Raw genomic sequence first — 13,716 nt, 5'->3', positions numbered from 1 at the left:
AAACAAACCTTCATATTTGCATTCACCACAACGCAAACAAACAAGATTTAAAAACCACTAAAATGAAAAAGACAACAACTCTGTTGATTTTACTGGCATTGTGCAGCACTGTGCTCATGTCATTCACTTTCGCAAATCCTTCCGGCGAAGATCTTAAAATGAAGACCTTTATTGAAAACCTCATGAAAAAGATGACGCTTGAGGAAAAATTAGGTCAGCTAAATTTACCAGCTTCCGGAGATATTATTACCGGCGCTGGAAGCAACAATAACATTGCCGAAAAGATAAAAGAAGGTAAAGTTGGAGGACTCTTCAACATCAAATCAGCCGAAAAAATCCGTGCGGTGCAGCAAATCGCTGTAGAACAAAGCCGCCTTAAAATCCCGCTGATTTTTGGGATGGACGTCATTCACGGTTACCAGACCGTTTTCCCGATCCCGCTGGGAATGTCGTGCAGCTGGGACATGGCTTTGATTGAATATAGCGCCCGCATTGCGGCACAGGAAGCCAGTGCCGACGGTATTTGCTGGACCTTCTCACCGATGGTCGACATCGCCCGCGATCCGCGCTGGGGACGTGTTTCCGAAGGTTCAGGAGAAGACACTTACCTGGGCTCTAAAATTGCCCAGTCCATGGTAAAAGGTTATCAGGGCGACGACCTTCGGAAAAACAACACCATTCTGGCTTGCGTGAAACACTTCGCACTGTATGGTGCCGCCGAAGCAGGCCGCGATTACAATACAACTGACATGAGCCACATTCGCATGTACAACGAATATTTGCCTCCTTACAAAGCGGCTCTCGATGCAGGAGCAGGCAGCATCATGGCATCATTCAACGAAATCGACGGAATTCCGGCCACAGGCAACAAGTGGCTGTTGACTGACCTTCTGCGCAAAGAATGGGGTTTCAACGGGTTTGTGGTGACCGATTATACCGGTATTGCAGAAATGACTCCGCATGGAATGGGCGACCTGAAAGCAGTTTCGGCTTTGGCCCTGAATGCCGGCGTGGATATGGACATGGTGAGCGATGGACTTTTGACCACTATCGAAGCATCGCTGAAAGAAGGAAAAGTAACTCAGCAAAAAATTGACGAGGCTTGCCGCCGCATTCTGGAAGCCAAATACAAACTCGGATTGTTCGACGATCCATATCGGTATTGCGACGTAAACCGCGCCAAAGCCGAAGTTTTTACTCCTGAAAACCGACAAGCAGCCCGCGAAATTGCCGCTCAAACGTTTGTTTTGCTGAAAAACGACAATCAAACATTGCCACTTCAGAATAAAAAAACCATTGCTTTGGTTGGCCCGTTGGCCGACAATCGCGAAAATATGCCTGGAACCTGGAGTGTCGCTGGTGATTTTGCAAAATCGGTTTCGTTGCTCGATGGGTTGAAAAATGTGCTCGGAAATGAAGCAAACATTCTGTATGCCATGGGAACCAATGTGGTGAGCGACCCGAAACTCGACGCGCGAATCAGCATTTTTGGGAAACCAACCAAATGGGATAGCCGCTCACAAAAAGAAATGATTGCTGAAGCGGTTGCTGCAGCCCAAAAATCAGACGTTGTGATTGCCGCAGTTGGCGAATCGTCCGAAATGAGTGGCGAAGCTTCGAGCCGCTCCGACATCAGCCTTCCTGAGAACCAGAAAGAATTATTAGAAGCTTTGCTGGCAACCGGAAAGCCGGTGGTGATGGTGCTGTTTACCGGCCGCCCGCTGACCATTAACTGGGAAAAAGCCAATATTCCGGCTATACTGAATGTGTGGTTTGCAGGCTCCGAAGCCGGAAATGCCATTGCCGACGTGTTGTTGGGCAAAGTCAATCCATCCGGAAAATTGAGCTCAACTTTCCCACAAAATGTTGGACAAATTCCGCTCTATTATAACCACAAAAACACCGGCCGTCCGTTGGACGAAGGGAAATGGTTCTCAAAATTCCGCTCGAATTACCTTGATGTTTCGAACGACCCATTGTTCCCATTCGGATTCGGTTTGAGCTATACCACTTTCGATTATAAAAACCTGAAATTGTCTGATTCGAACCTAACGGCTACCGGGAAACTAAAAGTTTCGGTTGACCTGAATAACTCTGGAAACTACGATGGTGCCGAAGTTGTTCAACTGTATATCCGCGACATGGTTGGCAGCGTAACCCGTCCGGTGAAGGAACTGAAAGGTTTTCAGAAAGTATTCCTGAAAAAAGGTGAAACCCGCACGGTTGAGTTTACCCTGACTGAAAAAGACCTGCGCTTTTACAACAGCGACCTGAAATTCGTCAGCGAACCTGGCGACTTCAAAGTTTTTGTTGGAACCAATTCAGCTAATACGCTCGAAGCCGGTTTTGTGTTGAAATAAAAATCCGGAGAACGGAAACAGGAAAAGGGAGAACGGAATACTAATCTGCTCTCATTTTCCTGTCTCCGGAATCCCTCCTCCCTTCTCCTAACCCAATTGCCATGAAAAACCTACTCCTTCCCCTTTTCTGCTTCCTTTTTTCGGTTTCCTTTCAGGCAAAAGCTCAGGAGCCAGAAGACAGCATTATTGTGGTGAAAGGACAGGTGAGCGATTATACCATCACTGTAAAAAAGAAGAAATTCCGAAGTGGACAGGTTTTGGGTCCTGATGGCAAACCGCTGGAAGGTGCTACAGTAATGTATCAATACAGTCCGGCGCACGACAATACCGACGCCAACGGAATGTACCGCATTGCCGATTATGGCGATACCATCATGGTGGTGTATTACCCCGGAATGGAAATGACTCCGTTAAACGTGAAACGGTTGGGAAAAAAGGTTGATTTTAAACTGACACCACAAAAAATCACTTCCACAAAAAATGAAAAAGCGCGGGCAACTGAATCGTTCGACCCGTTGAACGATCACCCAAAAACCTTTTGCAACCCGGTAAACATCAGCTACAATTTCGAACCGTATAACAACAATGTGAAGCCAAATGGGTCATTCCGCTCTTCGGCCGACCCGATGCTGGTGAATTACAAAGGCGAATATTTCCTGTTCTCGACTAATCAGGGCGGATTTCATTACTCCAAAGATTTAAGCCATTGGGAATTTGTGTACGCCAGTTTCCAGCGAACCCCAACCGACGACGACCAGTGCGCCCCCACAGCTTACGTGAGCGGCGACACATTGTTTTACACCGGATCAACCTACCGCGGATTGCCCGTTTGGTACAGTACCGACCCAAAAAGCGGTCGCTTCAAGCGGAAAATTGAATCGGTATCACTGCCGTTTTGGGATCCGGCATTTTTCCTCGACGACGATAAGCGGCTGTATATGTATTACGGTTCGAGCAACGAATGGCCGCTGAAAGGCGTTGAACTGGATCGTACCAACTTTTACCCGAAAAACAAAATCACCGATATAACGATGCTGAAACCCGACCTTCACGGTTGGGAACGTTTTGGCATGAACAACGACGACAGTACCACGCTGGCGCCCTTTACCGAAGGCAGTTTCGTGACCAAACACAAGGGCAAATACTATTTTCAGTATGGAGCTCCCGGAACCGAATTTAAGGTGTATGCCGATGGCGTTTATGTGGCCGATCATCCGCTGGGACCGTTCACCTATCAAAAGCACAACCCGGTGTCGTATAAGCCAGGTGGATTTGTGCAAGGCGCGGGGCATGGCGGAACCTTTGCCGATAACTACGGAAATTACTGGCATGTGGCAACCTGCATGTTGTCACTCAAATACAAATTCGAGCGGCGTATAGGCATTTACCCCGCCGGATTTGATGAAGATGGCACGATGTACGTTTCAACCGGATACGGCGATTATCCCTGCTTGAATCCGACTCAAACAACCGACCACCGAAGCGGAACTTTCGCCGGATGGATGCTCCTCTCCTACCAAAAGCCCGTTACTGTTTCTTCTACAGATGGCGATTTGATTGCAAAGAATGCTTCCGACGACAATATGCGCACCTATTGGGCGGCTCGAACCGGCAATCCAGGTGAATGGCTGCAAATGGATTTGGGCGGTGTGAAAGAGGTGCGCGCGCTGCAAATCAACTACTACGAGCACAAGGCTTTTCAGCACAACAAAGCAATGGATTTGTACCACCAGTATCGCATATCCCAATCGGTTGACGGCCAAAACTGGACGCTGCTGATTGACAAAAGCGACAACAACCGCGATGTACCGCACGACTACGTGGAACTGCAAAAGCCTGTCAACACCCGCTACCTGAAAATTGAAAATATTCACATGCCAACCGGCTCATTTGCCATTAGCGATTTTAGGGTGTTTGGTCTGGCAAAGGGTGAAAAACCTGCGCAAGTCAGCAATTTTAAAGTGGACCGGTCGGCAGCCGACCCGCGTAATGCAATGATTAACTGGAGTCCGACAAAAGGAGCTTATGATTACAACATTTGGTACGGCGTATCGCCCGGCAAACTGTACAACTGCATAACAATAAACAGTGCAACAAACTACAATTTCCGCGGAATGGATAGAGGAACAAGCTACTATTTTGCGATTGAAGCGCTGGGTGAAAGCGGTAGATCAGAGATGGGTAAAAATCTGTAAGTGAAATAGTTGTCACGTTTTTTACCGATCAAACTCATGGTTAAGTAATTCTGCAGCGAAAACATGTTCGTCTTTTAATTTTAATAAAAGTTGAGAATGTTCTTCTAAAATCCTTTCCCCCCAGATTATAAATTCTAAACAGCTGTCATCAAATTTCAAAAATGGGTAAAACATACTATAACCAAAATCAAAAGGGCTAGATTCGTATTTTTCTAATACTATTCGATATTCTTCTTCACTTGACCAATGCTTCGTTTTAGAGAACAAGTGACTGAAACTGTATTCTAAATCATTATCTTCTGTAATTTTAACTAAAAGTGGTTTTATTCCATCATAATCTAAATTCCCCTTTAGTATTCTATAGCCAAACCCTAGTTTTTGACTTAATGACTCAACAAGCTTTTCTTTATCAAATACTAGACATAAACCCTTAGCTTCATTAGCATAATGGGACCAAAGTAAATTTCCATCTTTTATTTTTGTTGAGAAGGAGCAAATTCCAAGAAAGGTATTTTGCATATATTTAAAATAACCTTCAAACAACTTTTTCTGACTCTTGACATTGCCCATTACTGATCCGTAGTCTTTTAATAGAAGTTTTACGTCCTCACTTAAAGGGAAACCTGAATATTTGATATTGTCTCTTGTTTTCTCTTTAAAATTATTCGGATTAGTTATTTCTATATCAAAATTGGAATCCAGAGGATCATTTAATTTATCTGGAGAACAAAAATAAAGCGTTTTATTAATGATTATTTGCAATGCATTAACGTCAAACTTGCAGTATTTGAAAAGGTACTTACCTGATTGTAATTCCACGTCGAAATCTTTTAATTTTTCTGCCATGGTCAAATTTTATGAAATATTAGAATCGCCTTATGTAGTTTCAAATATAACACATTACATATTGATTTCGCTACCTTTTAAGAGCAATTGCCTTCGACATTCTAATCGAGGACTCCCTTCGACACGCCTAGAACTGCTCAGGGAGCTGAGTGTGCGAATATTTCTGTTTATTCCAACGAATTCTCTTTCAATGCGCCGCTCCCTGAGCGCGAAGCAGTCGAAGGGAGCATTCTCCATAGCAGCAGAGATGCCGAAACAAGTTCGGCATGACGCTTCGATCAATGGAGTTGTTTATTTGTTGACCTCAAACTGATATTTTCCCGATTCCACATCAAGTACAATCGTATCCTTTCCGGTAGAAACAAGATGCACGCCTTTTGATTGTTTGATTGGATAGCTGCTTTCTTTCAAACTGCTGATATCTCCGGAGGGAACAAAAACGGTTGCTTTACTGCCAGCCGGCACGGTAATATCCATCAGAAATTTACCGTCCTCATTTTTCCAGGTAATTCCGGCTTCGCCCAAAGCAGTGTTGTTCGAATAAGTAACGTAACTGATATCGGCAACAGGTTGTGGTTTAAAAATGATGTGTCGGTAACCTGGCTGATCTGGATCTGCATTCATACCTGCAAGTTTTCGGTAAAACCAAACCAATCCGCCGCCAAACATGGGGTGGTTCTGCGAGTTTTTCCCGTCCCATTGTTCCCAGGTAGTTGTGGCGCCTTGTGCAAGTCCGTAACCGAAACTTGGCATGGTGCGTTTGTTCAGCGCTTCGTAAGCCAAATCGTGCATACCGTTTTCCGAAAGCACTTCGAAAAAGAATTGTGTGCCGAAAATACCGGTATCCAAATGGCCGTCGTTCGCTTTAATATCGGCCCGAAGCGACGCAATGACACGCGGATACTGATCGGCCGGAACGCCCATTTTCAGGGCCAAAATATTACCGCCACCAGCTCCATAGGTTCCGTTTTGAGCATCGAAGAATTTTTTATGGAAAGCCTGCTTCGTTTTTTCGGCCATGCCGGCGTAAAACTTTGCTTCGTCGGGCTTGTTCAGTGCGTTGGCGGCTTTGGCCGTTAAATCGGCACAACGCCAAAAGTAAAATGTGTGAACCAGATTATCGGGAACCGTTTTGCCCGGAGCCACCCACTCGCCCAGGTTAAACCATTGTAGCGGGTTTCCATCTTTACCGGGACGTTGCGAAAACATGATTCCATCCTGATCGACCCAGGTTTGCATGTAGCGAATGTAACCTTTCATGCCCTCATAATTGTCTTTCAACTCGTCAAGCGCTCCGTAGTGCAGGTAAAATTCCCAGGGCATAATGCAGATTGCCGCGCCCCACGCCACACCGCCGCCGCATCCGGGTTGCCAGGGAGCGCCATTGGGTACATAACCAGTTTCTGCATCCTGAGCTCCGAGGATATCTTTTATCCACTTGAAATAGAATGATTTTGCGTCGAAATTATGCATCACGGTTACGCACGACACCTGGCCATCGCCGGTATATGCCGAACGTTCGCGGTGCGGACAGTCGCTGGCAATTCCGCCGTGCATGTTGTCCAACTGGCTGCGCTTCCAGGCTTTGTTGATGTCGTTGAAAAGCGAATTGGAGGTCTCAAACTTTGCCGATTCTTCCACATCCGTGTTAACAGCTTCGGCAGTAATATCTTCGGGTTTTAGTTCGCCAGGCCAGTTCAAAATCTCAACAGCGCTAAATACAAACCAATTGAAACGGGAGGCATACGACTCATCACCGCCGCCTTTGCAGATGTAGGAGTTGTCGCCCGAATAGGTGTTGCAGAGGTATTTGATTTCAATTTTCTGACCTGCCGGACCAGAAATATGGTTAAGCCGAAGTCTTCCGGAAATCTCAACTCCAAAGTCAACTTTATAATTTCCTTCTTTAGTCTTTTCAATTGAACGTGGAAGAATACGGAGTGTAACTTTATCGGATTCTGAAGTTTGAGTAACCAGTTTCCCTTCAGGAGCTTTGCGTTTTACGACCGACTGCCAGGCCGAATCGTCGAATCCCGGAGAACACCATCCGGGTTGTTCCAATCGGGCATCGTAATGTTCACCATAGTAAACCATGTCCATCAGGATAGCACTTTTGGAAGCTTTCCAGGTTTGATCGCTCACAATTACATCTTCAGTTCCATCGGTATATGTGATGTGAACCTGCCCTAAAAAACGGGGAGAACCATATCCTTCGGCCCATGATTTTGATGGGTTATAAAAACCATTTCCCAAAATACTGCCAACCACATTTGCGCCATTCCGGATCATTTTAGTAACATCATAAGCCAGATACATTACGCGGTATTCACAGAAATCGTCTTTCAAAGGCAAGCCAGCATCAACTAATCCGGGGCGTTTGCCGTAATTGGTCTGATTGGGCACCAACACGTCGTCGCCAACTTTTTCGCCATTCACATAAAGCTCAAAATATCCCAATCCGGTTACATACGCAACAGCCTTGGCTATTGTCTTCTGAATAACAAATTCTTTTCTGAACAGGGGAGCTGGCGGGGGCAACTGCGCCAATGTCGTATTCGTGTTTCCCTGTTTCGACAAGGCTTCCTCGCCCTGCCATGGAGCGCCAATCCACTCTGCTTTCCAGTCAGTTGCCTGAAGCAGCCCCATCCGCCACATGACAGGTTGGCTCCAATCCGATGTTTTGTCCTCACGATCCCAAACACGCACCTGCCACCAGCATTCCTGCCGCGACATCAAGGTTTTTCCATTGTACTCAACACGTGTCGATTGATCAGATTTTACCTTACCACTATCCCACATATCAGGATTTTCGAGTGCGCTGGCTGAAGTAGCCACCCTAATCTGAAAAGCCGTTTGCTGTTGCCCACGCTCTCCCAATTCTGCAATATTTATCCAAGCCAATCGTGGATGAGGAACATCAACTAAAGGCGAATTTTTAAGATATTCACAGGTAAGTTGTGTTGGAAAAAGTTTGGCTTCTGCAAGTTTAAACGCAAAAAAGGCGAGCAGGAAAATAAGAATCTTAAGTTTCATGGGTTCGGGTTGGTTTAGATTTTAAAAGTAAAATAAAAACCTGAAGAAATAGCGCTTCTGATTTCAGGAATTTGGGAATAAATCCGTTTCTATTTCGATTCACAAAATTCAAAACGAAAAAGCCATCCCGTTTCCGAAATGGCTTTCTTCTGTGAAATTAAAACCAGTGCTCTATGTATTACTTAATTCAGTTGCTTCGATTTACGCAGGTAAATATTTCCGCTTACGGTTTCGAGTTTAATGGGCAGGGTTCCGCTGTTAAGAGTCAGGTCGCGTTTGGTGCCCACCCAGCTCATTTCTTTCGAAGGCCTATTGTCGAATTTCACATCCGAATACACATCGCCGGTTACTGTAGAAAGGTTGATCCGGGCTTTCATGCTTGCCGGAACAGCATAATCGATAAAACCGCTGATTGAATTGACCGAAATTTTTCCAAGCGAGCCTTGCAGAATAACCTGTCCGGCAATGGTTTTCAGGCTAAACTCAAGACTAGATGGCACTTTCAGCTTGTAGCGGATCATTTTATCGAAGTTGCAGTTGTTGCCAGTGCCTTTTATCTTTTTTATCGCCTCGAAATCGATTTTTTCAACCAGATCAATGTCTCCGGAGAAACTATTTTCATTTAGTTTGAAGTATTCGTTAAAACGGTTGTTATCGATGTTCACCGAAACTTCCAGTTCAACGGTATTTTTGCTCCAGGCCTCAATGCGGATGCTGTCAGCAAAGTCGAATTTCAATCCAACTTTTTTTCCTGAAACTTCCAGATTTTTGATTATCACCTTTTGCGAAAAGGCTGTACTGAGTGTGGCCACCATCAAAATGGCAGCTAAAATGTACTTTTTCATGACTGTACGGATTTAGCGTTTGCGCAGGTAAATGTTTCCTGAAATGCTTTTCAGATAGACTTTCTGGCCGCCGCCGTTGAGTGTGTACGAATTTCCGCCCCGCATCCTGATGACATCCATCCCGTAAGCAAGTTTGTCTTTCTCGGTAGGTTTCTCGGTAGATTTCAGGTCAAGGTTGTTGAATACATTTCCGTTGATAGTGCTGATTTCGATATTGGCTTTTTCAGTTCCGGGTAAGGTTACGTCAACCAATCCACTCACTGTTGCCAACGAGCTTGGTTCGCTCTGATTGATTTTGTCGAAAACAACTTCCACATCACCGCTGATGGAATTGACCGTAAACGGACCCGACGATTTGGTAATCTTCACATTGGCATTGAGTGTTTTGATCTCCAGACTTCCGGTAAACGAATCGACAGTTACATCTTCTTTGGCAAACGGACTTCCGTAGTCGAGGTTAACCGCCATTCCGGTTGGAATAAGAATTTTATACTTGTAGTCGCGCACCTGACGGGTTGCTCCCTGAATGCTGACCACTCCGTTTTCTTCGCTGACATTCACTCCGAGGTCGGTGTTGTCTTCGGCCGAACCCAGCAGTTTAAGCCCAGCCGCACGGTCTGGACGTTCCAGATTAAAATCCGATTCAATTACGATAGCCCCACTGCCCGAATTTTGCAGCGCTATTTCGCCCAGCAAATTCGTAATTTCAATTTTACCCTTCACTTTGGGCGTGTATTCAAATTTTTTGGTCTGTCCCATCACGATAAAGGGAAAAACAAGTACTGTAAATATGATAGCAATTCTTTTCATGGCTAATAATTTTTTAATTTAAAATTTAACTGATCAGGTTTGCGAGTCGCGCCGGCTGCTTCATCACTTCCCGATTTTATATGATCGTTTTCATCATATCCTTGGCATAAGCTTTTACGCTTTCGTCGGTTTTTTCATTATTTGAAATACTTTCAATCTGATGTTTGGCTTCTTTTACGCCTTTTTCGGTCAGTACCTGGATAAGCGAAATTTGCAGCAATGGATTTTCCTGAACCGTCAGCGATTTAATAAGTTCCGTTTTGATCCGGTCGTTTTTTCCCATCATTTCTGAAAGAGCTGAAATGGCGGCCAAACGTACATTTGCATTTTTATCGGTGTTCATGGTGTTAACCAAAGCATCAATCAATTCAGTGCTAACATTTCCGGTGGTGCTGATGCTGTAAACCGCATCGATTTTCTGTGGCCCGGTGTACTCACGCAAACTGGCCAGCAAAACCTGCTGCTTTTGAGTTGAAAGTTCTGAAGTCAGTTGGTTCTGCACAATTTCGCCTTTCCGTGAACCAATCTGAAATCCCAACCAATACGTCCCAAACGCGAATACCATCATTGCTGCAATCTTTGTCCACATCGGAACGAGACGAATTTTCTTCTTCTCCTGATTTCCAAGCGAAGCCACCATTCCTTCAAATTCTTCTTTCATTCCTTCCGGAACTTCCGGAGCTGGAAACGAATCCATATAGTTTATGAATGAACTCAACTCGCTGTGAAGTGCTTTGCACGATGGGCAGCTTTCCAGATGACTCCGTATCGCGGCTGATGTCGTTTCATCCAATTTCCTGTCGATGTATTCAGGAAGATTTATATTTACCTCTTCGCATTTCATAATCAATCCATTATTATTTGAGTATAAATCTCTTTCAGCTTTTGGATTGCCCTGAAGGTTTTCACTTTCACGGCATTTTCGTTCGATTCGATGGTCGCGGCAATTTCCTTGTACGAAAATCCCTGAAACCGATTCAATTCAATCAATTCGCGATAACCGGGCGGAAGTTTTTCCATGGCTTCGAGCAGAAAATCGTACGACTCGCGGGCTTCCATCGCCCTGACCGAATCGGCCTGATCACGCACTGCAATTTCAGGTTCATCATTCAGATCGTAAAATTTTCGCGCTCCCCTGAAATAGTCGACCATGATGTTTCGTGCAATCCGGAAAAGCCAATGCATAAAAACCCGGTCCTCCTTCCAACTCTGACTGTAACGGATAATTTTCATGAAAACATTCTGTGTCAGGTCGCGACTCGCATCGACGTCACGCGTCATCCGGACAAAATAGCCGTACACGTTTTTGTAATACCTGTCGTAAAGTACGGCGGCAGCTTTGTTATCGCCTTGCGCCAGATGCTTCATCAATTGTTCGTCGCTTAACCGTTCAGTCATGTAAAATTTGGAATCAGTTTGCTTTAAAATTCGCTTATCTGAAAACAATACCTTCAGGAAAGTCGATTCGTTACACGGAGGGTGAAAATATTTTCTGTTTTTTTGTTTTGTCATCAAGCAAGTCGCTCCCTGAGCCTGTCGAAGGGAGCTGTAATTTAATGGGGTTGTTTCAAAAGTGATATTAGCTAATCACAAACTTACGATTTGAAAGTACCATTAATACTAAAACCCCTAAATCCCCTGAAGGGGACTTCAAAGCCTCCCATTTAGGGGAGGTTTGGTGGGGTGAAATGAAGGTAACCACAATTTATAAGCTTCATTTACTAAACTTTGACTTTTGAGACAACCACAATTATTTCATCTCCGGCGTAATAATCCGGTAGTTCCCACTCAGGTGCATCACGCTAAACAAGTAAAGTAATCCATCGAAATACGGATCGAAATAACCATCGGCGTATGGCTCAAGTTTGGCATTCCAAACACCATCGACAAACTTCCAGCTTTTAGCCTGAGTTCCCATGAGCGAAGCGGCTCCGGAAGTGGCTACCAACCCCAATGAATGCCGTAGCTTTTGATAGCCACCAGCCTGAAGAATTTCTTTCTGCTCAGGTAAAGATCCATCCAGCATAAACTGATCTTCGAAGGTGTCGATGCCACGGCAGAACAGGAAGTTCTGAATCCGCTTGCCGTAATCCTGCTGCCATTTGATGTCTTTGGCATACCACGAATAATCCATTGCAATGTTCATTGGAACTCGCCACGAATCGTACCGGAAGGCCGGTTTCATTCTCCAGAAATTCCGTGGTGCACCGCTAAATTCGGCATAATCAGAATTCAATGCAGTGGCACGATTACAGGCTCGATGCAGGTAAACTCTCGAAGTATCGGCACAATCGCGGTAAAACTGCTCGTGCCCATCTTTGGCATATGTGGCCCAAACTTCAAAAAAAGCTGGCAGGTGATACGATGGATCAGTCCAGTTGTAGCCACCTTTATCGGGCACAAAGGTGATTTGTTTGTGTTCGGTATTAATCACATTGGTCACGCCTTGCGTTCCATCTTTGCTCCACATGGCGTCCAAAATCCGGCGGGCTTCCTTATAATAATCAATTCCGGTGTCGTTGCCCCAACGATTAGAAGCAAATAGCAAATCGGTCACAAAATACAATTCTCCATCGGAGGCCGAACCTGGCGAATTTTGCCTGAAGGTTTTATTGTCGACACTCCAGGCAAAATAAGCATCGCGGGCGCCACCCTGATGCTGCATGTATTTCTTTGTCCAACGCCAAAGCTTGTCGAAGACTTCTTTTTTATTCAGTTGTACCGCCACCATCAGTCCGTATGAAAGTCCTTCAGTGCGCGCATCGTGGTTTTTTAGATCAGAAACATAAGCCATTGAATCTTCCACTTCGAAATACACTTTATTGGATCCTTCAAAAACATCGTAATAAGCTTTGGCAAGCTTGGCATCAATGTCAGTTTGCTTATAACCGGCTTCAAGAAAAACGTTACGGTATTTGCCAGTTTCAAAGGCGCCCTTTTCCCAGGGGATCATTTTTCCGCGGGAATCTTTAATGTCATTGTTACAATCACCTGAAGTGGTTACTGTTTGAGCGAAGCATAAACTCAGAAGCGAGAAAGAGAAAATTGCAAGGATTAGAAATCTTTTCATAGTTATTGTTTGAAGATGATCTGGGTTAGGTTCTGTATTTAATACTAATCTGGGATAGCTAACGGAACTGTTTATTTCTCCCTTTTATAAAGCGGCAACTTCGCTAAATTTGCAATGGTTTCGGCAGCCGAATCACCTTCAGGAGTGAAAGCCCAGACAAAAACTGCTTTCAACTGATGCATTTCGCGCATGTTATCAATAGCAGTTAAAGCAAGCTGTTTGGCGATTCCTTTCCGGCGGAATTCTTCCAAAACAAGTGCAGAGCAAAGATAAACCGCATCGAATTTGGCTTCAATCGGGGTCAGGTCGAAAAGTTCTTTTTCAGAAATCTGTTTTCCAAGAAACCGGTTCATCAAATCGAGTGTGGTCGGGATGAGCAAAACCCAGGCAACTGGTCCATTTCCATCGTCGAATGCAGAAACGGTTGCCGGATGAAGCTTGTATAGGCGTTCCAACACCTCGGCATTGACATCAAGTTGACTCGGATCACTTTTAACGGCAAAAACTTCGTCAGCCAGTTGTACCAATCGTTCAAAGTTGCTTATTGTCATACCCTA

Annotated in this window: 10 protein-coding genes; 2 read left to right on the top strand and 8 right to left on the bottom strand. The window is 44.8% G+C overall.

The window, feature by feature from the left end; translation table 11 throughout:
* Positions 1–62: 62 nt before the first annotated feature.
* Entirely contained in the window at positions 63–2,360 is a 2,298-nt protein-coding gene (gene bglX, locus AQPE_RS12310) for a beta-glucosidase BglX (RefSeq protein ID WP_318346796.1), read from the top strand.
* A gap of 101 nt (positions 2,361–2,461) precedes the next feature.
* Positions 2,462–4,555 (top strand): family 43 glycosylhydrolase, encoded by a 2,094-nt coding sequence (locus AQPE_RS12305; protein WP_318346795.1) that lies wholly within the window; start codon positions 2,462–2,464, stop codon positions 4,553–4,555.
* Between the two features lie 21 nt (positions 4,556–4,576).
* On the opposite strand, the gene AQPE_RS12300 is transcribed toward AQPE_RS12305, so the two are convergent.
* From AQPE_RS12300 to AQPE_RS12265, 8 genes are all read right to left on the bottom strand, one after another.
* The gene (locus AQPE_RS12300) at positions 4,577–5,401 is read right to left on the bottom strand and encodes a DUF2971 domain-containing protein (RefSeq protein WP_318346794.1); all 825 of its coding nucleotides are present in this window, start codon (positions 5,399–5,401) and stop codon (positions 4,577–4,579) included.
* 291 nt (positions 5,402–5,692) lie between these two features.
* A complete protein-coding gene (locus AQPE_RS12295) occupies positions 5,693–8,434 on the bottom strand; it encodes a family 78 glycoside hydrolase catalytic domain (RefSeq protein ID WP_318346793.1) in 2,742 nt (913 codons plus the stop codon).
* Positions 8,435–8,616: 182 nt separating this feature from the next.
* Positions 8,617–9,279 (bottom strand): DUF4097 family beta strand repeat-containing protein, encoded by a 663-nt coding sequence (locus AQPE_RS12290; RefSeq protein WP_318346792.1) that lies wholly within the window; start codon positions 9,277–9,279, stop codon positions 8,617–8,619.
* A 12-nt stretch (positions 9,280–9,291) separates the two neighbouring features.
* Complete coding sequence (locus tag AQPE_RS12285) at positions 9,292–10,089, bottom strand: DUF4097 family beta strand repeat-containing protein (RefSeq protein WP_318346791.1); 798 nt, start codon at positions 10,087–10,089, stop codon at positions 9,292–9,294.
* Between the two features lie 76 nt (positions 10,090–10,165).
* Positions 10,166–10,933, bottom strand: a complete 768-nt coding sequence (locus AQPE_RS12280) for a zf-HC2 domain-containing protein (protein ID WP_318346790.1) — start codon at positions 10,931–10,933, stop codon at positions 10,166–10,168.
* A gap of 2 nt (positions 10,934–10,935) precedes the next feature.
* Positions 10,936–11,487 (bottom strand): RNA polymerase sigma factor, encoded by a 552-nt coding sequence (locus AQPE_RS12275; protein WP_318346789.1) that lies wholly within the window; start codon positions 11,485–11,487, stop codon positions 10,936–10,938.
* Positions 11,488–11,839: 352 nt separating this feature from the next.
* A complete protein-coding gene (locus tag AQPE_RS12270) occupies positions 11,840–13,159 on the bottom strand; it encodes a glycosyl hydrolase family 8 (RefSeq protein ID WP_318346788.1) in 1,320 nt (439 codons plus the stop codon).
* Positions 13,160–13,230: 71 nt separating this feature from the next.
* On the bottom strand, positions 13,231–13,710 hold the full coding sequence (locus AQPE_RS12265; protein WP_318346787.1) for a GNAT family N-acetyltransferase: 480 nt from the start codon (positions 13,708–13,710) through the stop codon (positions 13,231–13,233).
* Between the last annotated feature and the right edge of the window lie 6 nt (positions 13,711–13,716).

This window comes from Aquipluma nitroreducens, from assembly GCF_009689585.1.
GTDB lineage: Bacteria > Bacteroidota > Bacteroidia > Bacteroidales > Prolixibacteraceae > Aquipluma > Aquipluma nitroreducens.
The sequence above is the reverse complement of the archived record's forward strand: the minus strand, read 5'-3'. Positions and strand labels throughout refer to the sequence as shown.